The sequence below is a fragment of the Dyella jiangningensis genome, assembly GCF_003264855.1.
GTDB lineage: Bacteria > Pseudomonadota > Gammaproteobacteria > Xanthomonadales > Rhodanobacteraceae > Dyella > Dyella jiangningensis_C.
In genome coordinates, this window is sequence record NZ_NFZS01000004.1 from 267530 (window position 1) to 290529 (window position 23000).

The 23000-nt window shown below is 64.0% G+C and carries 15 protein-coding genes and 1 tRNA gene; 8 read left to right on the forward strand and 8 right to left on the reverse strand.

Going from position 1 to position 23000, the window contains the following annotated elements; genetic code table 11:
• The first annotated feature begins 44 nt into the window (after positions 1–44).
• A complete protein-coding gene (locus tag CA260_RS13865) occupies positions 45–902 on the forward strand; it encodes an aldo/keto reductase (protein ID WP_238149765.1) in 858 nt (285 codons plus the stop codon).
• Between the two features lie 101 nt (positions 903–1003).
• On the opposite strand, the gene CA260_RS13870 is transcribed toward CA260_RS13865, so the two are convergent.
• The 3 genes from CA260_RS13870 to CA260_RS13880 form a co-directional block, all read right to left on the reverse strand.
• A complete protein-coding gene (locus CA260_RS13870) occupies positions 1004–1933 on the reverse strand; it encodes a 5'-nucleotidase (protein WP_111983662.1) in 930 nt (309 codons plus the stop codon).
• 129 nt (positions 1934–2062) lie between these two features.
• Positions 2063–2824 (reverse strand): NAD kinase, encoded by a 762-nt coding sequence (locus CA260_RS13875; RefSeq protein WP_111983663.1) that lies wholly within the window; start codon positions 2822–2824, stop codon positions 2063–2065.
• 141 nt (positions 2825–2965) lie between these two features.
• Entirely contained in the window at positions 2966–7900 is a 4935-nt protein-coding gene (locus tag CA260_RS13880) for an NAD-glutamate dehydrogenase (RefSeq protein ID WP_111983664.1), read from the reverse strand.
• A gap of 139 nt (positions 7901–8039) precedes the next feature.
• Here CA260_RS13880 and CA260_RS21185 point away from each other — a divergent pair, with 139 nt between their 5' ends.
• From CA260_RS21185 to CA260_RS13890, 3 genes are all read left to right on the forward strand, one after another.
• The gene (locus CA260_RS21185) at positions 8040–8195 is read left to right on the forward strand and encodes a hypothetical protein (RefSeq protein ID WP_172461846.1); all 156 of its coding nucleotides are present in this window, start codon (positions 8040–8042) and stop codon (positions 8193–8195) included.
• Positions 8196–8760: 565 nt separating this feature from the next.
• A complete protein-coding gene (locus tag CA260_RS13885) occupies positions 8761–9969 on the forward strand; it encodes an efflux RND transporter periplasmic adaptor subunit (RefSeq protein WP_111983665.1) in 1209 nt (402 codons plus the stop codon).
• Positions 9970–9983: 14 nt separating this feature from the next.
• Entirely contained in the window at positions 9984–13253 is a 3270-nt protein-coding gene (locus CA260_RS13890) for an efflux RND transporter permease subunit (protein WP_111983666.1), read from the forward strand.
• 72 nt (positions 13254–13325) lie between these two features.
• On the opposite strand, the gene CA260_RS13895 is transcribed toward CA260_RS13890, so the two are convergent.
• The 3 genes from CA260_RS13895 to CA260_RS13905 all read right to left on the reverse strand — a co-directional run bounded on the left by CA260_RS13895 (position 13326) and on the right by CA260_RS13905 (position 16234).
• The gene (locus CA260_RS13895; protein ID WP_111983667.1) at positions 13326–14267 is read right to left on the reverse strand and encodes a GGDEF domain-containing protein; all 942 of its coding nucleotides are present in this window, start codon (positions 14265–14267) and stop codon (positions 13326–13328) included.
• A gap of 236 nt (positions 14268–14503) precedes the next feature.
• Entirely contained in the window at positions 14504–14887 is a 384-nt protein-coding gene (locus CA260_RS13900) for a hypothetical protein (RefSeq protein ID WP_111983668.1), read from the reverse strand.
• 186 nt (positions 14888–15073) lie between these two features.
• Positions 15074–16234: an acyl-CoA dehydrogenase family protein gene (locus CA260_RS13905; protein ID WP_111983669.1), complete on the reverse strand. Its 1161-nt coding sequence runs from the start codon at positions 16232–16234 to the stop codon at positions 15074–15076.
• Between the two features lie 250 nt (positions 16235–16484).
• Between CA260_RS13905 and CA260_RS13910 the strand changes: the two genes are divergently transcribed.
• From CA260_RS13910 to metH, 3 genes are read left to right on the forward strand one after another with little or no spacing between them, the layout of a single operon-like run.
• On the forward strand, positions 16485–17411 hold the full coding sequence (locus tag CA260_RS13910; protein WP_111983670.1) for an ArsR/SmtB family transcription factor: 927 nt from the start codon (positions 16485–16487) through the stop codon (positions 17409–17411).
• Between the two features lie 11 nt (positions 17412–17422).
• Positions 17423–18502: a homocysteine S-methyltransferase family protein gene (locus CA260_RS13915; RefSeq protein ID WP_111983671.1), complete on the forward strand. Its 1080-nt coding sequence runs from the start codon at positions 17423–17425 to the stop codon at positions 18500–18502.
• Between the two features lie 6 nt (positions 18503–18508).
• On the forward strand, positions 18509–21193 hold the full coding sequence (gene metH, locus CA260_RS13920) for a methionine synthase (protein WP_111983672.1): 2685 nt from the start codon (positions 18509–18511) through the stop codon (positions 21191–21193).
• A gap of 123 nt (positions 21194–21316) precedes the next feature.
• Here the strand turns inward: metH and CA260_RS13925 are convergent, their stop codons facing one another.
• Entirely contained in the window at positions 21317–21658 is a 342-nt protein-coding gene (locus CA260_RS13925; protein WP_111983673.1) for a lipid-A-disaccharide synthase N-terminal domain-containing protein, read from the reverse strand.
• Positions 21659–21791: 133 nt separating this feature from the next.
• Between CA260_RS13925 and CA260_RS13930 the strand changes: the two genes are divergently transcribed.
• Positions 21792–21866, forward strand: a tRNA-Val gene (locus CA260_RS13930).
• A gap of 634 nt (positions 21867–22500) precedes the next feature.
• Here the strand turns inward: CA260_RS13930 and CA260_RS20955 are convergent.
• Positions 22501–22983: a hypothetical protein gene (locus CA260_RS20955; RefSeq protein ID WP_146745353.1), complete on the reverse strand. Its 483-nt coding sequence runs from the start codon at positions 22981–22983 to the stop codon at positions 22501–22503.
• Positions 22984–23000 lie beyond the last annotated feature (17 nt).

Genomic DNA, 23000 nt, shown 5'->3' on the forward strand with positions numbered 1-23000 from the left:
CCGATCAAACAGCGACGCCGCCCATGACCCGAGCTGATTTCACCATGTCCCCCATCGTCGCCGGCCTGTGGCGCATCACCAGCTGGAACCTCAGCGTGGCCGAGCGCGTGCGCTGGATCGAGCAGGCGCTGGAACTGGGCATCACCACGTTCGATCTGGCGGACATCTACGGCGAGTATCAAGCCGAAGGCCAGTTCGGCGACGCGCTGAAAGCCCAGCCGGCATTGCGCCAGCGCATGCAACTGGTCACCAAGTGCGGCATTCGCCTGCGCTCGGCGCAACGCCCGTACCGCATCAACTACTACGACACCTCGGCCGCCTATGTACGCGCCCAGGTGGAACAGTCGCTGCGCAACCTGCACGCGGAACAGCTCGACCTGGTGCTGATCCACCGCCCCGACTACCTGATGGACGCGGCCGCCCTGGCCGACACCTTCGCCACGCTGACCCGCGAAGGCAAGGTGGCCCATTGGGGCGTGTCCAACCACACCACCAGCCAGTTCGCCCTGCTCCAGCAACACCATCCGCTGGTCACCAACCAGGTGGAGCTTTCGCCGCTGCAGACGGATGCGCTGGATGACGGCACGCTCGACCAGGCGCAGCAGCTGGGATGTCGCCCGATGGTCTGGTCACCGCTCGCCGGCGGCCGCCTTTTCAACGCCGAAGACGAGCACGCGGTGCGCACGCGCACTGCGATGCTCGACATCGCCGAGCGCCACGGCATCAGCCTGACCACCCTGGCGTTCGCCTGGATACTGCGCCATCCCTCGCGTCCGCACCCGATCACGGGCAGTGGCCGCATGGTGAACCTGCAGGATGCGGTGAAGGCGCTGGACGTGTCTCTGGATGCGGAGGACTGGTACGCGATCTGGACGGCGAGCAAGGGGCATTCGGTGCCGTAATGCACTACCTGTAGGAGCACACCCAGTGCGCGATCGGCGCTTCTGGCATCGACGGCCTGTAGGCTTTTCGCGCACTGGGTGCGCTTCTACAAAAGCGCTGGCTAGCGATTGCTCACGCCGTGCGGCACATGCCCCGTCGCCACATGCTTGCGCGCCGATTCCACGTTCGCCGGCGAATCGTCGAAGAAGATGTCGGCGCCGAAGGCGTCGAGGAACGGGCCCTTGTCTCGCCCGCCCAGGAATAGCGCTTCGTCGATGCGCACACCCCAGCGCCGCAAAGTGAGTATCACCCGCTTGTGCGCCGGCGCGGAACGCGCGGTGACGAGCGCGGTGCGAATCGGCGAGTCCTCGGCAGGGAATGCCGCCTGCAACCGGTGCACGGCCGTGAGAAACCCGCGGAACGGCCCCACCGACAGCGGCTCCTCGGCCAACTCCCGCTCGCTGCGATGGAAGGCTTCGAGACCCTCCTCGCGGGTAACGCGCTCGCCCTCGTCGCCGAAGATCACCGCGTCGCCGTCAAACGCGATACGCAACTGTTCGGTCGCGCGCGGCGGTGCGGTCGACGGCAGGATGGTGGCGGCGGCCACGCCAGCGGCCAGCGCCCGGCCCACGTCTTCCGCGTTGGCGGACAGGAACAGGTCGGCCTTGAACGGCGCGATGTAATCGGAGGTCGGCGCGCCGCTGGTGAAGGCAGCGCGACTGATTTCCAGGCCGTAATGCTGGATCGCATTGAAGATGCGCAAACCGGTGTCGCCGGAATTGCGCGACAGCAGGATCACCTCCACCGGAGGCACGTCGCCGGCCAGCTTGTTGAGGTCCAGCAGCTTCTGCACCAGCGGGAACGCCACGCCCGGCTTCAGGATGTCGTTCTCGTGCTCGATCTGGAATGCGCGATACGCGTCCAGTCCCTCTTGCTCGAAGAGGTCGTTGCTTTCGCCCAGGTCGAACAGGGCGCGCGAGGAAATGGCCACGACCAGCCGGTTGTCCGTGGCGGCGGCGGGATCGTGGGCGTCTCGGGCGGGGCGACTCATGGAGAGGAATCTAGCATGGGGGCAGGCACCAAGTAGCGACGCCGTTGAAACCGCGCGCCCTGCCTGCACACATGCCGCCCCACGCCGTGGCGCTTGCGGCCCGCGCAGCCGGACGCCTCGCTCGAAAGCTCAATCCGGCGCGAACTGCTCGTCCAGGATGCGCTGTTCCAGGTTGTGCTCAGGATCGAACAGCAACCGCACGCCCTGCCCTTCGGACTGGCGAATCTGCACCTCGCGGATGTCGCGCACTTCGAGGTAATCGGCGGTGGCGCTCACCGGCCGCTTGCCGGGATCGAGCACGCGCAAGGTCACCAGCGTGCGATGCGGCAGGATCGCGCCGCGCCAGCGACGCGGACGGAACGGACTGATCGGTGTCAACGCCAGCACATTGGCGTCCAGCGGCAGGATCGGTCCATGCGCCGACAGGTTATAGGCCGTCGAACCCGCCGGCGTGGAAATCAGGATGCCATCGCACACCAACGTGGGCAGTTTCACCTGATCGTTGAGCTTCACTTCGAGGTGCGCCGCCTGGTTGCTCTGGCGCAGCAGCGAGACTTCATTGAACGCCAGCGCGTGCTGGATATCACCCGCCGCATCGACGGTACGCATTTCCAGCGGATACAGCACCGCCGCGTGGGCGCGCGCAATGCGCCCCTCCAACTCGTCCACGTGATGCTTGTTCATCAGGAAACCGACGCGTCCGAGCTTCATGCCATACACCGGCGCCGGCAGCGCGCGATACGCATGCAGGGTGCGCAGCATGAAGCCGTCGCCGCCCAGCGCGACGATCACGTCGGCGTCTTCGGGCGCCACGTCGTCGTAGCGGTCGATGAACTTGCGTCGTGCCTGCTGGGCAACGTGGGTTTCGCTGGCGACGAAGGCGAAGCGCATGGGGCCTGACATCGTTCGGGGTGAGGTCGCCAGTTGAGCGTAGATGGACGAAGGGCGCAAGACCGTTGCCGGCCTGCGCCCTTCGGAGTACCGCGACCAATGCACCCGTCATCCCGGTTTATGCCGGGATGACGCAGCGGCTTACTGGTTCACCGGCACCTGCGCCAGCTGGGCCAGGCGACGGACCGCGACCGAGGCGATCGGGTAGTCCGCGTTCTGGGTGAGGATCTCCGCCAGCATGTTGCGGGTGTATTTCAGCGTGGCGTCGTCACGCTGCAGCCATGCCTGCACCGGCGAGATGTCCTTCGAACCGCCGGTCATCGACAGCACCTGCAGGGCCAGCGCGCGATGCTGGTGGTTCAGCTCGTCCAGCAGCGAACCGCGGGCCTGTGCGTGCCAGGCACCTTCCACCGGCAGCGCCTCGATCTGGCTGCGCAACCATTCCAGGTCGAGCGACTCGCCCAGTTCGTAGAACACGCCGGCCACGTTGCCGATGGGCTGGCCGCTCTGCTGGGCCACTTCGACGATGTCGAGCATGGCGCGCAGCTCGGGGATGCGGGCCATGCGCAGCGACAGCTCCGACGGCAGGCCGAGGCCTTCCCACTTCTCCTGGCTGGTGGCGAAGTCCTGCTTGCCCGTCTCGGTGAGCACATTCGGCAATGCCGCACGCAGTTCGGTGACGCCCGTCTGGTAACGATCGACGTTGGCGTTGATGTCCAGCGTGCCACCCGGACGGTTGAGCAGCCAGCGCGTCATGTGGCGCAGCAGCGACCAGATCTGCAGGATCGCATCGATCTGCGTGCCCTCGGCCACCTTGCTGTCCAGCGCCTCGACCTCGGACCACAACTCGCGCGCGCCCAGGATCTCGCGGGCCGCCGTGTAGGCCTTGGCGATCGCCGCCGGGCCCTGTCCGGTGTCTTCCTGCATGCGCATCATGAAGGTCGCGCCCATGCGGTTGATCGTGGAGTTGGTCACCGCGGTGGCGATGATCTCGCGCTTCAGGCGATGACGCTGCATGTGGTCCGCGTACGGCGCATGCAACGGCTCGGGGAAGTAGCGCACCAGCTCCTTGGAGAGGTACGGATCTTCCGGCACGTCCGAATCGAGCAGTTGCTGGTACAGCTTGATCTTGTCGTAGGACAGCAGCACCGACAGTTCTGGGCGCGTCATGCCGATGCCGCGCGTCTTGCGCTCGGTCAGCTCGGACTCGCTCGGCAGGTTTTCCACCTGGCGATCGAGCAGGCCTTCCTGTTCCAGCATGCGGATGAAGTGCGCCATCGAACCGATGCGATGCACCGACTGGCGCTCCATCAGCGTGATGGCCTGGTTCTGGCGGTAGTTGTCCCACAGCACCAACTGGCCGACTTCGTCGGTCATGCTGGCGAGCAGCGTGTTGCGCTGGTCGAGCGTCAGCTCACCGCGCTGCACGGCGTCGCCCAGCAGGATCTTGATGTTCACCTCGTGGTCGGAGGTGTCCACGCCGGCGGAGTTGTCGATGAAGTCGGTGTTGAGCAGCACGCCATGCTGGGCGGCTTCGATGCGGCCCTTCTGGGTGAAGCCCAGGTTACCGCCCTCGCCCACCACCTTGCAGCGCAGCTCGCCGCCGTTGACGCGCAGCGCGTTGTTGGCGCGGTCGCCTACGTCGGCATGCGTTTCGCTGCTGGCCTTCACGTAGGTGCCGATACCGCCGTTCCACAGCAGGTCCACTGGCGCCTTGAGGATGGCGCTGAGCAGTTCGGCCGGTGGCAGCTGCGTCACGTCCGGCTTGAGGCCGAGCACGGTGCGCATTTCCGGCGAGACCGGGATCGACTTCAGCGAACGAGGATACACGCCACCACCCGCGGAGATGAGCGACTTGTCGTAGTCGTCCCAGCTCGAACGCGGCACCTTGAACATACGCTCGCGCTCCACGAACGAACGCTCGGCATCCGGGTTCGGGTCGAGGAAGATGTGGCGATGGTCGAACGCGGCCACCAGGCGGATATGACGCGACAGCAGCATGCCGTTGCCGAACACGTCGCCCGACATGTCGCCGATGCCCACGCAGGTGAAGTCTTCGGTCTGGCTGTTGCGGCCGAGTGCGCGGAAGTGCCGCTTCACCGACTCCCATGCGCCCTTGGCGGTGATGCCCATGCCCTTGTGGTCATAGCCGTTGGAACCGCCCGACGCGAACGCGTCGCCCAGCCAGAAGCCATGCTCGACGGAGATGGCATTGGCGATGTCCGAGAACGTCGCCGTGCCCTTGTCGGCCGCCACCACCAGGTACGGATCGTCGTTGTCGTGGCGCACTACGTCATGCGGCGGCACGACCTTGCCTTCGATCAGGTTGTCGGTGACGTCGAGCAGGCCGCTGATGAACATTCGGTAGCACGCGATGCCCTCGGCCAGCTGCGCATCACGATCACCGTTCACCGGCGGACGCTTGACGAAGAAGCCGCCCTTCGAGCCCACCGGCACGATCACGGTGTTCTTCACCATCTGCGCTTTCACCAGGCCCAGCACTTCGGTGCGGAAATCTTCGCGACGATCGGACCAGCGCAGGCCACCGCGCGCCACCGAACCGAAGCGCAGGTGAATGCCTTCCACGCGCGGTGCGCTGACGAAGATTTCGCGGTAAGGCACCGGCTTCGGCAGGTCCGGCACGCGATGCGAGTCGAACTTGTAGCTGATGTACGGACGATAGGCGTCGTCCCACTTCTGGAAGAAGCTGGTACGCAGCGTGGAGCGGATCAGCGCCATGAAGCTGCGCAGGATGCGATCGTCGTCCAGGCTGGACACCGTTTCCAGCAGCGTGCCGATGGTTTCTTCGATGGCGGCGATCTGCTCGTCGCGCGGCTTCGACAGCGCGGCGATCAGCTCATCGATGAGCACCGGATGCGCCGTGCGTACGGATTCGGGAATCAGCGCCTGCATTTCGCCGCGCAGCAGTTCGCCGGCACGCTTGAGTTCATCGGCACCCAGCTGCTCGCGACGCGGATCGAACTTGGCGAGGAAGAGCTCCACCAGCAGGCCGGCGATGGCCGGATAGCGGTTGAAGGCGTCTTCCATGTAGCTCTGCGAGAAGGCCACGCCGGTCTGCAGCAGGTACTTGCAGTAGCCGCGCAGCATGGCGATCTGGCGCCAGCTCAGCTTGGCGCCGAGCACCAGGCGGTTGAAGCCGTCATTCTCGGCATTGCCGCGCCAGATCTGCTCGAACGCATCCTCGAACAGCGTACCGACCTGCTCCACGCTGAAAGCGAGGCTGCCGGCGGTCTGCACTTCGAAGTCCTGGATGTACAGCGTGGTGTCGCCCAGGTTCACGTCGTAGAGATGCTCGGTGAGCACGCGCAGGCCGAGGTTTTCCAGCTGCGGAAGCACTTCGGACAGCGCGATGTCGCCGCCGCTGCGGTAGACCTTGAAGCGCAGCTCTTCCGGACGCGATGCCGGATGGTAGAACGACATGCGCACCGCATCGTCGCCCTTCAGCAGCGACAGCTGATGCACGTCCTCGGCGGCGGCGACAGGCGCCACGTCTTCGACGTAGCCGGCCGGCAGCGCCTTGCCGTAGCGGTTGGCCAGCACCACGCCATCGTGGTCGCCCAGCTTGGCCACCAGCGCATCGCGCAGGTCGTCCTGCCAGTTGCGCACGATCGCGGCCACGCCCTTCTCGAGTTCGGCGGTATCGAAATGCACCTGGTCGCCGATCTTCGGGCGCACCACCACGTGCAGGCGCACCAGCGCGGCTTCGCCCATCAGCACGGACGAGTCGAGGTGTTCGCCGCGCATGGCGTCGCGCAGCAGTGCTTCGATGCGTTCGCGCACGGTGGTGTTGAAGCGGTCACGCGGCACGAACACCGTGCAGGTGATGAAGCGTCCGTAACGGTCGCGACGCACGAACAGTCGCGTGCGTGCACGCTGGCGCAGCTCGAGGATGCCCATCGCGATGCTGTACAGCTCGTCTTCGCTCGCCTGGAACAGCTCGTCGCGCGGCAGGAATTCGAGGATGTGGCGCAGCGCCTTGCCCGAGTGCGAATCGCGCTTGAGGCCCGAGCGGTCCATCACGTATTCGAACTTCTGGCGCACCAGCGGCACGTTCTGCGGACGCGACATGTAGGCGCTGGAGGTGAACAGGCCGAGGAAGCGCTGTTCCGCCGCCGGCTTGCCGTTGGCGTCGAACTTCAGCACGCCCACGTAATCCATGTAGCCCGAACGGTGCGCATGCGAGCGCGCGTTGGTCTTGGTCAGGATGATGGCGTCGGTCGAGCCCGACTGCGGCAGGTCGCTCGCCACCAGCGAACGCAGCGAGCGCGGCGCCAGCGAGCGCTCGGCCTTGTGCAGGATGCCCATGCCCGAGCCTTCATCGGCGCGCAGCACTTCCTCGCCATCGGCCTCGGTCACTTCGTATTCGCGATAACCGAGGAAGGTGAAGTTGTCGTCGGCCAGCCAACGCAGGAACTCGGACGCTTCATGCACGGCGGCAGCGTCGATCGGCAGCTGGCGCGACGGCAGTTCGCCGGCGATTTCCAACGCCTTGTCGCGCATCTTCATCCAGTCGTTGACGGCGATGCGCACGTCTTCCAGCGAATCTTCCAGCTGTGCCTTGAGCTTTTCCTGCGCGGCTTCGTCGGCGACGCGGTCCACCTCGAAGTGCATCACCGATTCCGGCAGGCCGCCCTCGGCGCCGATCTTCACCAGCTTGCCGGCGGTGTCGCGGGTCACCTCCACCACCGGGTGGATCACGGCATGGATCTGCAGGTGCTCGGCCGCGACCATGGTGACGGTGTCGACCAGGAACGGCATGTCGTCGGTGACGACCTCGACGTAGCTTCGTCCGGCATGGCTCTTCTGCGGGTTGACCACCCGCACCGAGGCACGGCCCGGCTGGCGCTGCTGCATGAAGCCGATCAGGTCGGCGATCAGCGCCGCCCATTCTGCTGCGGTGTGCAGCTCAAGATCGCTGTCTGCGATGCGCGCGAAGAAAGCGCTGATAAAAAATTGCGCCTCATCAAGGCGCTGGGTGGGAAATCCGCTTTGCTTCAGTTCTTCGAAAACAACAGTGGGGAATGAGCTGTTGCTAGCCGCACGAATCGCGTTCATGGCATCTACTGTTTTGGGGAGACGGAATGAGGCTAAAAAAGCTTCAAAAGAATACGCTTCGCGTCAGTTCTAATCCAGCTTTGCGACCAGACCACTTCAGCTGCGGTGTAGCCATGACGCCGTTGCAGCAGAGCAAGGCATGACCCATCCGCATGCCATGGAGGACTTCAACGACGGCCTTGCGAAAGGGCTCGCGCAAGACGAAAAAGCCCATCCGCATCGTGTGTTGCCCTTAGCCTGGCGCTTGTCCGTGACCGTCATGTCACAGCAATACCAGTGCGTATGTGGCGAATGAAAAGCCGCCGATGCGTTGCGTCGCAGCAGGCAAATCCGCTTGGCCCTCCTGGGTAGAGCGGATCGACGGAAGACGGGCGGATCGCTCGCTGGGTGCACCGTGGGCAAGCGCCGCAACCGAAAACCATCGCAGGGGAGACCGGACCAACGGCACAGGCCATGCGATAAGGTTGCTGGCACCATGCAAGACAGCGATATCGGAACGCGGCGTAGGCGTTCCGACACTCTACTTTCACGGAATTGAGCCAAAATTGTGCCCAGGACTGGACTAAGGGGACTGCTACCGCTGCCACCTTCCCTCACCCGACATGGCCCAGGGAGTACGAAAGCAGGCTGGAGGCAGGTCCCATGGCTCTACAAATTGTAAACTGTACGGTATAGTCCACGCCCGTCTGCTTTTGATCCAAGCCATGGCAGCCGCGCTCCCGTGCTGTTTCAGGCCCCGCGGGGACCTCGAGCCGGCACGGGTTTGCTGTGTTCCAAAGCTAGCCGGACCCACGGTTGCCGCCCGGAGAGGCGTCGACACGCTGCATCCCCCAAGACACATCAAGAAGAATGGAGCCCACATGAAGTCCACGTCACTGCGCACACTCCTGCTGTGCCTTGGCCTGCTCTCTCTGGCCGCCTGTGGCAAAGGCAAGGAACAAGGCCAGCAGCAAATGCCCACGCCGGAAGTCGGCGTCATCCGGGCCCAGCCGCAGAGCACCCCGTTGACCAAGGACCTGGTGGGTCGAGTCTCCGCGTTCCGCAGCGCCGACGTCCGCGCCCGCGTGTCGGGCGTGCTGCTCAAGCGCGTCTACCAGGAAGGCACTGACGTGAAGCAGGGCCAGGTGCTGTTCGAGATCGATCCGTCGGTCTACCAGGCCAGCCTCGCCTCCGCCCAGGGCAACCTGGCCTCGGCCCAGGCCACCTACGAGAACTACCACAAGGCCGCCGAGCGCTTCCGCAAGCTGCGTCCGCAGGGCTTCGTCTCGCAGTCCGACCTGGACCTCGCCGAAGCCAATGAGCGCAGCAGCAGCGCGGCCGTGCAGCAGGCCAAGGCCGCGGTGGAAACCGCCCGCATCAACCTGGGCTTCACCCGCGTGACCTCGCCGATCGACGGCCGCGCCGGCCAGCAGCAGGTGACCGAAGGCGCCATCGTCGGCAACGGCACGACCGATGCCGGCAGCAACGCCACGCTGCTGACCACGGTGGACCAGCTCGATCCGCTCTACGTGAATTTCACCGTGAGCTCGACCGACCTCGATCGCCTGCGCGCCGCGCAGACGGCCGGCAAGGTGGTGCTGTCCGACCAGAACAAGACGACCGTGCAGGTGACCCTGCCCGACGGCAGCAAGTACGACCAGGTGGGCACGCTGGATTTCTCCGGCGCCACGGTCGATCCGACCACCGGTGCGGTGAACCTGCGTGCGCAGCTGCCCAATCCGACCCATCGCCTGCTGCCGGGCACCTACGTGACCATCAGCGCCAACCTCGGCGACCAGCAGAACGTGTTCCTGATTCCGCAGCAGGGCATCCTGCGCGACGTCGGCGGCGCCTATGCACTGGTGGTCGGCCAGGATGGCAAGGTCGTACGCAAGGACGTCACCGCCGAGAACATGCGTGCGGGCAACTGGATCGTCACCAGCGGCCTCGCGACGGGCGACCAGGTCATCGTCTCGGGCCTGCAGACCGTGCAGCCGGGTGCGCCGGCCAAGGCCTCGCCGTGGCAGCCCGACCAGAAGGCTCCGGCGGGAGCGGCCGGTAACGCCAAGCCTGCTACCGGCAAGCAGTAAGGGAGTCGACAGACATGCCGAGTTTCTTTATTGACCGCCCCATCTTCGCGTGGGTGGTCGCCATTCTCATCACCCTCGTCGGCGCGATCTCCGTGCTGAACATGGGTATCGAGTCGTATCCCAACATCGCGCCGCCACAGGTGGTGGTATCCGCGACCTATCCCGGCGCCAACGCCGACACGGTGGAAAAGAACGTCACCCAGGTGATCGAGCAGCAGCTCACCGGCATCGACCACCTGCTGTACTTCAGCTCGTCATCGGGCGCCAACGGCTCGGCGTCCATCACGCTGACCTTCGAGACCGGCACCAATGCGGACATCGCCCAGGTGCAGGTGCAGAACAAGGTGCAGCTGGCACAGCCGCGTCTGCCCACGGCGGTGACTCAGCAAGGCGTGGTGGTGTCCAAGAACAACCCCGACTTCCTGATGTTCGTCTCGCTGGTGTCGACCAATCCCGACATTGACGCCAATCGTCTCGCCGACATCATCGCGTCGCAGGTGGCGGACCAGGTCGGCCGCATTCCTGGCGTAGGCAACACCTTCCTGGTCGGCTCCGAGTACGGCGTGCGCATCTGGCTGAACCCGGACAAGCTGCAGGGTTACGGCCTCTCCGCCACGGAAGTGCGCAACGCTGTTGCCACGCAGAACGTGCAGTTCGCTGCCGGCTCGCTGGGTGCCGACCCGTCCCCGAAGGATCAGAGCTTCACCGCCACGGTGTCTGCCGAGGGGCGGTTCTCCACGCCGGATGAGTTCGGCAACATCATCCTGCGCGCCAACAGCAATGGCACCGTCGTCAAGCTCAGCGATGTGGCGAGGATCAGCTTTGGTCCGCAGACCTATGGTCGTGCCTCCACCTGGAATGGCCAGCAGGTCGGCGGTCTCGGCGTGCAGCTGCTGCCGGGCGCGAACGCGCTGGACGTGGCCGATGCGGTCAAGGCCAAGATGGCCGAACTTTCCAAGGACTTCCCGGAAGGCGTCACCTGGTTTGCGCCGTACGACACCACCCCGTTCGTGAAGATCTCGATCGAGGAAGTGGTGCACACGCTGGTGGAGGCCATCATTCTGGTCTTCCTGGTGATGTTGATCTTCCTGCAGAACTTCCGCGCCACGGTGATCCCCACCCTGGTGATCCCGGTCGCGCTGCTCGGCACCTTCATCGGCCTGGTCGGACTCGGCTTCACCATCAACCAGCTGACCTTGTTCGGCATGGTGCTGGCCATCGGCATCGTGGTGGACGACGCGATCGTGGTGATCGAGAACGTCGAACGCATCATGTCCGAGGAAGGACTGTCACCGAAGGAAGCGACGCGCAAGGCGATGGGCCAGATCACCGGCGCCGTCGTGGCCATCACCGTGGTGCTGGCGGCGGTGTTCGTGCCGTCCGCGTTGCAGCCCGGTGCGTCCGGCATCATCTACAAGCAGTTCGCGCTGACCATCGCCGTGTCGATGGGCTTCTCGGCGTTCCTTGCGCTGTCGTTCACCCCGGCCCTCTGCGCCACCATCCTCAAGCCGACGCACGAGCACAAGAAGAACGTCGTCTATCGCGGCTTCAATCGCGTGTTCGATTGGGTGACGCACACCTACAGCGGCCACATCGGCAGCGCGACGCGCCATGCGCCACGCTGGATGCTGGTGTTCGCGGTAATCGTCGCTTTCACGGGCTTCCTGTACACCAGGCTGCCGACCAGTTTCGTGCCCAGCGAAGACCAGGGCTTCGCGCTTGCCATCGTCAACCTGCCGCCGGGTGCCACCCTGCACCGCACGCAGGAGGTGATGACGGAAATGCGCGAGCGCCTGAAGCAGAGCCCGCAGAACGACGCCATCGTCGGCATGTACCAGATCTCAGGCTTCAGCTTCATCGGCACCAGCGAAAGCACGGGCATGGCCTTCATCAAGCTCAAGGACTGGAAGGAGCGCTCGATCACCGCGGACGAGCTGATCATGCAGTTGAATGGCGTGTTCCACGGCATTCGCGATGCGCAGATCTTCGTGGTGAACCTCCCGACCATCCGCGGCCTCAGCCAGTTCGGCGGCATCGACATGTACCTGCAGGCACGCGCCGGCCAGACGCATGGCGAGCTGATGCAGGCGATGGGCATGGCGCTGGCCAAGGCCAAGGACAACAAGGCCCTGTTCGGCGTGCGTCCCAACTCGCTGCCGGATGCCCCGCAGTGGGACCTGAAGGTGGATCGCACGCAGGCACAGGCGATGGGTCTGTCGGTCAGCGACGTCTATACGGCCATCCAGCTTGCGCTGGCGCCGGTGTACGTCAACGACTTCGTGTATGGCGGCCGCGTGAAGCGCGTCTACATGCAGGCGGACCAGACCTATCGCATGGGTCCGGATGCGCTGCAGCACCTGTACACGCCGAGCAGCCTGGCAACCGGGTCCACCAGCGCGTCGACGGTGTCGACCACCAACCCGTACAACATGATCCCGATCTCCAGCGTGGTGCAGTCCAAGTGGGACATGGGCTCGCCTGCCCTCACCCGCTACAACGGCTACTCGGCAGTGGAAATCGTAGGTAGCGAAGCGCCGGGTTATTCCACCGGCCAGGCCATGGCGGCACTGCAGGGCATCGTCGAGAACGACCTGCCCAAGGGCTTCGGCTCCGACTGGACGGGTCAGTCCTACCAGGAAATCCTGGCTGGCAACTCGGCCACGCTGCTGCTGGTGCTGTCGATCCTGATCGTGTTCCTCTGCCTGGCAGCCCTGTACGAAAGCTGGTCGATCCCGGTGGCCGTGCTGCTGGTGGTTCCGCTCGGCCTGCTCGGCACCGTGGTGTTCTCGATGCTGCGCGGCATGCCGAACGACATGTACTTCAAGATCGGCCTGATCACGGTGATCGGTCTGGCGGCGAAGAACGCGATCCTGATCGTGGAATTCGCGGTCGAGCAGCAGCAGGAAGGCCAGTCGTTGTTCAATGCGGTGATCACGGCCTCCCGCCAGCGACTGCGCCCGATCCTGATGACCTCGATGGCGTTCATCCTGGGCGTGTTCCCGCTGGCCATTTCCACCGGTGCCGGCGCCAACTCCCGTCACTCGATCGGCACGGGCGTGATCGGCGGCATGATCTTCGCCACGTTCCTGGGCCTGCTGTTGATCCCGGTGTTCTACGTGACGGTGCGCCGCCTGCTGGGCGACAAGCTGGACGAGGCATCGCACAAGATCCGCCAGGCGCATGGCGAGGCGGCTGCCGCAGGTGATGCGGGAACCAACCCGCCGCAGGATGGCGGGCCGGGCGGCATGCAGCCGTTCGACTCGGATCCGCGCCGCGGCTCGTAACCAAGCCGCGCGTCGTCCAACGAAAAGCCCCGGTCGCAGGACCGGGGCTTTTTTCATGCCTGGTGGAACCGGTCAGTCCGCGCAGGCGATGCAGTTGCGCCCGCGCAGCTTCGCCTGGTACAGCCGCCGATCCACCAGCTCAAGGAACGACTGGCGCTCATCGCCATACATCGGCACCACGGTGCCCACGCCGATGCTCACGGTCAGCGCCTTGCCCGTCATCGAGCGCTCATGCGGGATCCACTCCTGCACCAGCAACTCCTGGCAGCGCTCGGCCACCTGGCGGGCCGAATCGGCATCGGTCTCCGGCAGCACCAGCACGAACTCCTCCCCACCGAAGCGCGCCAGGAAGTCGTGGCTGCGGCGCACCGCCTTCTCCAGCACCTTGGCCACCATCTTCAGGCAGTAGTCGCCCTGCACGTGGCCGTAGTGGTCGTTGTATTGCTTGAAGAAATCGATATCGATCACCAGCAGCGACAGCGGCTTGCCGCTGCGGCGGGCATCGACCCAATCCTCTTCGAATACCGCGTCGAAGCGCCGCCGATTGGCGATACCTGTCAAGCCGTCCTTGAAGGAAAGCGCTTCAAGCTCGCGCTGCAATTCGATGAGGCGTTGCTCGGTGCGCTTGCGCTCGCTGATGTCGAACATGAAGCCGACCAGCGAATCCACGCTGCCGTCTTCGCGACGCACCACGTGCACGACATCGCGTATCCACACGTAGCTGCCGTCCTTGCACAGCGCACGATAATCCGCCTCGTGGTCCACGCCCGCCTTGGATTGCGCCACGCAGAAATTGACCGCCCACTCGCGGTCGTCAGGATGGATGCGATCAGCCCAGTCCTGCACGCTGACCCAGCTCGCCGGCTCCCAGCCGAGCAGCGCTTCGATCTGCGGACCGATGTAGGAGAATGACAGACTGTCCCAATGGATACGCCACGGAATGGCCTTGGTGGATTCCAGCAGGGTCTTGTAGATCGCGCTTTCTTGCTCCAGCGGGGTATCGATTTGGCTCATGGGCAGTGCGCTCGCGTCGCAGGGTGGCAGACCCGGACTACGAAGCAACCACCGTGCCGAAGATCGCCGCATCGCTGGAAAACCGCCGGGCGAGGCGATTGCGCGTCACCACGCCGGGCCGCGGACCGCTTCCACCGAGGTGCCGGCATCGCCATTTCCAGTCAGTTCACGACGCACCTCGACGCTGGGCCGCGTTTGCCGAGACTGCCAGCGAGGCGCCGGACCTTTGCAAAAAATCAGGCGATGCGTCCCGACTGGGCCGTGAGCAGCATGGACACTTCCTCGACCGGTGCCCCATGGTTGCCCATCAGTTTGATGAGCAGCAACACGCCGATGATGGTGATCACCGAACTCACCAGGCTGATGAGCAACGCGCGCTTGTAGGTGGTCACCATCACCATCTGGATGATGAGCGCGCCGCCGAAGAATCCAGCCAGCGCCGCCACCAGACCCGAGGAGATCACCATGTCCACCAGCCTGGAGAGACAAAGCTGCAGCACCAGCACCAACAGAACCGAGCCGATGCTGGTCTTTTCCGCTCCCAGCGCCCTCGCGGTATACATGACCGGAAACACCGCGAGCGCGATCAGCGCCAGCACGACGAGCAGAAATGTCAGCATGGCGCCATCCTTGGCGGGAGGGGGACCACTCCCTGGTTGATCGCAAGTATTTGCGATCAACCAGATAACCGTCAACCTCTGCGTCAGCTCTTTCCGCTATGGCCTGTCAGCAAGCCCCGGTGGCGCTTCGCGGTCGCGCCACCGAGCTTCCGGCATTGCACCAGAAGCCCTGATACCACCAACCGCTCAGCGCAGGCCGGTTTCGGCGCGGGCGATCACGATGCGCTGGATTTCGCTGGTTCCTTCGTAGATCTCGGTGATCTTGGCATCGCGGAAGTAACGCTCCAGCGGCATCTCCCTGGAGTAGCCCATGCCACCGTGGATCTGCACGGCCTGATGCGAAATCCACATCGCGGCCTCGGACGCCATGAGCTTGGCCATGGAAGCCTCGGTGCCGAAGCGGCCGCCGTTCTTCTCCGCTTCGCCCTTGGTCCACGCAGCGCGCAGCGTGAGCAGCATGGCGGCGTCGAGCTTGCACTTCATGTCGGCGATCTTCGCTTGTGTCATCTGGAAGGTGCCGATGGGCTGGCCGAACGCCTTGCGATCGCGCGACCACTGCACCGAGGCGTCGTAGGCGGCGCGCGCGATACCCACGGCCTGCGACGCGATGCCGATGCGGCCGGCGTCGAGCAGGCTCATGCCCATCGCGAAGCCCTTGCCTTCCTCGCCCAGCAGGTTTTCCTTCGGGCACACGTAATCGGTAAATTCGATTTCGCACGTGGCCGAGGCGCGAATGCCCAGCTTCGGTTCGCTCTTGCCGGCATGGAATCCCGGCAGCTGCGTGTCGATGATGAAGGCGGACACGCCCTTGGCGCCGATGCCCGGCGTGGTAATGGCGAACAGGATGATGTAGCGCGCCACCATGCCCGAGGTAATCCAGCTCTTCTTGCCGTTGATGACCCAGTCACCGTTGGCGTTCTTCGTGGCGCGGGTATGCATGGCTGACGCGTCGGAACCGGACTGCGGCTCGGTGAGCGCGTAGGCGCCGATGGCTTCGCCTTGCGCGATGGCACGCACGTATTTCTGCTTCTGGTCTTCCGTGCCGTGCTTGAGGATGCCGGTGCAGAACAGCGAGTTGTTGACCGACATGATGGTCGCGGTGGCGGCATCGGCCGCGGCGATCTCGATCATCGCCAGCACATAGGCGATCGGATCCATGCCCGCGCCGCCGTATTCGGTCGGCACCTCGATGCCCATCAGCCCCAGTTGGCCCATCTCGCGAATGTTCTCGAGCGGGAACTCCCCCTTCTCATCCAACTCGGCCGCCACCGGCACGATGCGCTTCTGCGCGAAATCGCGGGCAATGGCCTGAATCGACAGCTGGTCTTCGGTAAAACGGAAATCCATGACGGCTCCAAGGGGAAGGAGGAAGCCGCCTATTTTAGCCCGCCCGCGCCGATACCCTCTGTGCGGGTGCAGCAAGGCCCCTCTCCCTCCTTGTAGGAGCGCACCCGGTGCGCGACCGCAGGACCCCGGCATCGCCGCTCCGTAGGCTTTTCGCGCACAAGGTGCGCTCCTACGTGACCCCGCCAAACTTGACGCCCCGCGACCCTAGGCCTAGCCTATTGCATCTCTGTATCGCGATATAAGGATAACCATGGATCTGGCCGCCGTCTCCAGCATCCTGCGCCTGCTGGCGGACCCCACCCGGGTGCGCCTGCTTGCCTTGCTCGAGCGGGAAGAGCTGACCGTGGCCGAGCTGGCGGCGGTGCTGCACCTGGCCCAGCCGCGCGTGTCCACGCATCTTGCGAAGCTCAAGGAAGCGGAACTGGTGCGCGACCGCCGCGCCGGTGTGTCCGCCTATTACCGCGCCAACGGCGACAGCGACGAACCCCAGCAGGCCTTGCTCAAGTCCCTGCGCGAGAGCATCGACGACGCCCTGCTGCGCGAAGACGCCGCGCGCCTGCCGGGCGTGCTGGCGCAGCGCGCCCGTGAGGAAGGCTGGGCAGACACGGTGGCCGGCGACATGGAGCGCCATTATTCGCCGGGTCGCACATGGGAAACGCTCGCCCGTTCGCTGCTGCAATTGCTGGAAACCGGCGACGTGCTCGACATTGCCTCCGGCGACGGCATCACCGCCGAACTTCTGGCGCCCCACGCACGATCCATCGTCTGCGTGGACAGCAGCGACCGCGTCGTGGAAGCGGCCGCGCAACGCCTCAAGCCATTCACCAACGTGGAAGTACGCCAGGGCGACATGCATGCACTGGACCTGGGCGAGCGACGCTTCGACCTTGTACTGATGTTGCACGCCCTCACCTACGCGGAACACCCGGCGAAAGCGGTGTCCGAAGCATCGCGGCTGTTGCGCAGCGGTGGCCGGTTGCTTGCCGTCACGCTGGGCAAGCACGATCACCGCGCGGTAGTGGAACCATTCGACCATCGCAACCTCGGCTTCTCCTCCAGCGAACTGGATGGCTTTGCCATGTCCGCCGGACTGGAAGTCATCAGCTGCAATCGACTGAGCCGCGAGCGCAAGGCGCCGCACTTCGAAGTGATCAGTCTGCTCGCCCGCAAGCCTTGAAGAGAACGCCCATGAGCACGCTACCCTGGCTCCATCCCGAACGTGTCGCTCTGCTGCAGCGCCTGCTCGGCGAACGCATCCTCATCCTCGACGGCGGCATGGGGACCATGCTGCAGCGTCACGAGCTGGACGAAACCGCTTTCCGCGGCCAGCGCTTCGTCGACGGCCACGACAGCGCGCACACGCACGACCATCCGGGCAGTTGCGACCTCAAGGGCAACAACGACCTGCTCACGCTCACCAACCCGGACATCATCCGTGGTGTGCATGAGGCCTATCTCGAAGCCGGCGCCGACCTGGTCGAGACCAATACGTTCAACTCCACCCGCATCAGCCAGGCCGACTACCACCTGGAACACCTGGCCTACGAGTTGAACCGCGAAGGTGCACGCCTCGCACGTGCGGCTTGCGATGCGTGGGAAGCGAAGACGCCGGACAAGCCGCGCTTTGTGATCGGCGTGCTTGGTCCCACCAGCCGCACCGCTTCGCTCTCGCCCGACGTGAACGATCCGGGCTTCCGCAATGTCACCTTCGAAGAACTGGTGACCAACTACACCGAGGCCGCCAGCGGACTCATCGATGGTGGCGCCGACATCGTGATGGTCGAGACCATCTTCGACACGCTCAACGCCAAGGCCGCCCTGTTCGCGCTGAGCGAACTGTTCCACCAGCGCGGCACGCGCGTGCCGGTGATGATCTCCGGCACCATCACCGACCGCTCGGGCCGCACGCTGTCGGGCCAGACCGCCGAAGCGTTCTACTACTCCGTGCAGCACGCGCGCCCCATCTCGGTGGGTCTCAATTGCGCACTGGGAGCCGCCGACCTGCGCCCGCACGTGCAGACGCTCTCGAACGTCGCGCAGTGCTTCGTCAGCAGCCATCCGAACGCGGGATTGCCGAATGCCTTCGGCGAATACGACGAGACGCCCGAGCAGATGGCCGCCGTCATCGGCGGCTTCGCGCGCGACGGCCTGCTCAATCTCGTCGGCGGCTGCTGCGGCACCACGCCGGCCCATATCAAGGCCATCGCCGACGCCGTCCGCGAATGCACCCCGCGCGCGCTTCCTTCCACCCATGCCAAGGTCGCCTGAGTCCCGATGATGCCTCGCCATACCCGCCTCTCCGGACTCGAACCGCTGGTCATCACGCCCGACCTGCTGTTCGTCAACGTGGGCGAACGCACCAACGTCACCGGCTCCGCGCAGTTCCGCAAGCTGATCAAGGAAGATCGCTACGAGGAAGCCGTGGACGTCGCGCGCCAGCAGGTTGCCAACGGCGCGCAGATCATCGACGTCAACATGGACGAAGGCCTGATCGATTCGGAAGCCGCGATGACGCGCTTCCTCAACCTGATCGCCGCCGAACCCGACATCGCGCGCGTACCGGTGATGGTCGATTCCTCCAAGTGGACCGTGATCGAAGCCGGCCTGCGCTGCCTGCAGGGCAAAGGCATCGTCAACTCCATCTCGATGAAGGAAGGCGAGGAACTGTTCCTCGAACACGCGCGCAAGGTGCAGCAATACGGCGCCGCCGTGGTGGTGATGGCGTTCGATGAGCAAGGCCAGGCCGACACCTGCGAACGCAAGGTCGAGATCTGTTCGCGCGCCTTCGAATTGCTGACCACGAAACTCGACTTCCCGCCCGAAGACATCATCTTCGACCCCAACATCTTCGCCATCGCCACCGGCATCGAAGAGCACAACAATTACGCCGTGGACTTCATCGAAGCCACGCGCGAGCTGAAGCGCCGCTTCCCCGATTCGCACATCTCCGGTGGCGTCTCCAACGTGTCGTTCTCGTTCCGCGGCAACGACCCGGTGCGCGAGGCGATCCACACCGTGTTCCTGTACCACGCCATCAAGGCGGGCATGGACATGGGCATCGTCAACGCCGGTGCGTTGATGATCTACGACGACGTGCCGGAAGAACTGCGCGAGCGCGTCGAGGACGTGGTGCTCAACCGCCGCGCCGACGCCACCGAGCGCCTGCTGGAGATCGCCGAGAAGTTCAAGGCGAAGAAAGGCGAGGCGGTCGTCGAGAACCTGGCGTGGCGCGAGAAGCCGGTACGCGAACGTCTCAGCCATGCCCTAGTCCACGGCATCGACCAGTTCGTGAACGAAGACACCGAGGAGGCGCGCCAGCTCTCCACGCGGCCGCTCGATGTGATCGAAGGTCCGCTGATGGACGGCATGAACGTCGTCGGCGACCTGTTCGGCGCGGGCAAGATGTTCCTGCCGCAGGTGGTGAAATCCGCCCGCGTGATGAAGAAGGCCGTGGCCTACCTGCTGCCGTACATCGAAGCGGAGAAACTGCGCAGCGGCGATACCGGCAAGAACAACGGCACCATCGTCATGGCCACGGTCAAGGGCGACGTGCATGACATCGGCAAGAACATCGTCGCCGTGGTGCTCCGCTGCAACAACTTCGAAGTCATCGACCTCGGCGTCATGGTGCCGGCGCAGAAGATCCTCGACACGGCCCGCGAGCACAATGCCGACATCATCGGCCTGTCCGGCCTGATCACGCCCTCGCTCGAGGAAATGAGCCAGGTGGCCCGCGAAATGCAGCGCCAGGACTTCCGCATTCCGCTGTTGATCGGGGGCGCCACCACCTCGCGCGCGCATACCGCGCTGAAGATCGAACCCCACTACAAGTCGCCCACGGTGTGGGTGAAGGACGCCTCGCGCGCCGTCGGCGTGGCACAGTCGCTGGTCAGCAAGGACCTGGTCGACAACTTCATGGCCAAGGTCCGGGCCGAATACGCCGAGGTGCGCGAGCGCCACAGGCAGCGCGGCAGCGGGAAGCCGCTGGTACCGCTGGACAAGGCGCGCGCCCAGCGCTTCAGCACCGACTGGGCCAGCTACGAACCGCCCGCGCCGCGCCAGCCCGGCATCACCGTGTTCGACAACTATGACCTGGCGGAGCTGCGTCGCTACATCGACTGGTCACCGTTCTTCAACGCGTGGGAACTGGCCGGCCACTATCCTGCCATCCTCGACGACGAGGTCGTGGGCAAGCAGGCACGTGAACTGTTCAACGACGCGCAGGCCATGCTGGACAAACTCATTGCGCAGAACTGGCTCACGGCTCGTGGCGTGATCGGCTTCTGGCCGGCGACCGGCAACGGCGACGATGTCGAAGTGCAGCTCGGCGACGGCAAGACGGTCGTCCTGCATCACCTGCGCCAGCAGGCGGACAAGCCGGTGGAGCGGCCGGACTTCTGCCTGTCCGACTTCGTCGCACCCAAAAGCGCCGGCAAGCGCGACTGGGTGGGCGGCTTCGCCGTCACCGCGGGCATCGGCATCGACGCCCACGTCGCGCGGTTCGAAGCCGACCATGACGATTACTCGGCCATCCTGCTCAAGGCGCTGGCCGACCGCCTGGCCGAAGCCTTTGCCGAGCGCATGCACGAGCGCGTGCGTCGCGAATTCTGGGGTTATGCACCGGACGAGCAGTTCGACAACAAGGCACTGATCGACGAAAAGTATCGCGGCATCCGCCCGGCTCCCGGCTACCCCGCCTGCCCCGACCACACCGAGAAGGCCACCCTGTTCCACCTGCTCGACGCCACCCGCAACGCCGGCATCGAACTCACCGAAGGCTTCGCGATGTATCCGACGGCGGCTGTCTCCGGTTGGTATTTCTCCCACCCGGACAGCCAATACTTCGTGGTCGGCCGCCTCACCCGCGAACAGGTCGAGGATTACGCCAAGCGCAAGGGCTGGACGCGCGATGTGGCGGAACGCTGGCTCGCCTCCAACCTCGACTACGACCCCGACTGACGGCAGCCGTACCTGCTCTTTGTAGGAGCGCACCCAGTGCGCGATCGACGTCGCGTCGTCATCGCTTCGTAGGCTTATCGCGCACTGGGTGCGCTCCTACAAAAACGACAGGACAGCCAAGCCTCAGACCTCGCTCTCAACCAGCGAACGGCGCTTCACCTCGCGCATGTGCACCACGAGGTTGTAGATCGATACGAAGGCCGGGAAGAAGTTGGAAAGAATGCCCACCGAGTCGTTCTTGCCGAACACGAAGTACGACAGCAGCAACGCACTGCCGATCACCGACAACCACCAGAACGACAAGGGCATCACCACGCGCTTGAGCTTGCGCGTGAAGTACAACTGCACGAACCAGCGGCTGGTGAACATGATCGAGCCGAGATAACCGACCATCTTCCAGGGCGTGAACTCGAAATTGTGCAGGGCTTGGAGAATGTGGTTGAGTTCGTGCTGCAGGAAGTCCATGAGCCTGGGCCGGTATCGTGTTAAACGCGACATTGTACGCGCCCACCTTTCACAGGCCTGCCCAGTCCATGGCAATTTTTGGATCGAAAGCCTTGACCCCGCCCCCGGGGCACCGTATATTTGCGCGCTCGGCGGGCGATTAGCTCAGCGGTAGAGCACTGCCTTCACACGGCAGGTGTCGCAAGTTCGATCCTTGCATCGCCCACCACCGCACAAACCCTTGTTGCAAGGGACTTAGAGGCTCCAGCGATGGGGCCTTTTTTGTTGCCTGCGCTTAGGAACGCCGGACCGACTGGCGGTTCTTGTTCGTTTGCCAGTGACTTGCCGCTTCATCGCTTGAAGTGCATTTCAATGCAAAATTCACCGGCGAGTAACGGTGTCAGGTTCACTTCCTTTTGTTTACCTTCTTCTTAGAGGAACTGAACCTGACACCGTTGCCTGCGATGTGCTCGGCTCGTTGAAACTCGACAACGGTCGGCTGCATTTGAATGCTTCATATCGCGCCCCCCCTTTTTACGGGCATGCGCACAGCGTAGCCTCGATCGCAGCGAAAAAGGCTTTTCATGCTCAGGTAGGCACGACCTACACCTGATCCATTGTTATTTGAGGTGACGGCAACACCAACGGCCTAATGATTTGACTTGCCCCAATAGTCGGTAGTAAGCGGTAACAGGCTTACTGCAACCTAATGTCAACAGCGTGGTGGAGGGGTTAGTCCGTATACGCGGCCCGGCAACCCGCCCTCACATTCAGTGACGGCTTGATATACGCCTGCAAAGTTGCCCCTTCAAGAGTGCGCTCTGGCGGCATTCTCCTGCCCAGGCGTACTTCGCCCCATCAAGCTAGTTAATTTTACCGACAGTCCGGCCTCCGAATTTAACCTCAGAGCTATTTGTTAGCTCAAACTTGACGCCTTCCCGACAATTAGTATTGTCCTTATCAAATGAAAACGTCACAGAAGCCGCTGGCCTAGAGATCAAGTCTATCTTTACTCCCGATATTTTCGTCTTCTTAACCCAAATAATACCTCCAACCGAATTAGCGCCTATGTCGCCTGAATTTGCCAAAACGATTGCGAGCGCAGACCACTCAGCCTGAACAGGCTGACTCTCAGTATCAAATGGCCAAAATACGACCGAACCCTCTGCGGCCGAAATGGACTTGGGGATCGCGAGCCATCCCAGCGAATTGATTGATATGGACGACACCCCTTCAAATCTAATGTCGCTGGCACAACTTTGCTTTGCATTGTCAGCCATCGCAGGCAAAGCAACAAAAAACAGGATCGCCGCAAGCGCTAATATTCCGTGCCGAAAAAAAACCATAAAGACTCCTTAGCATC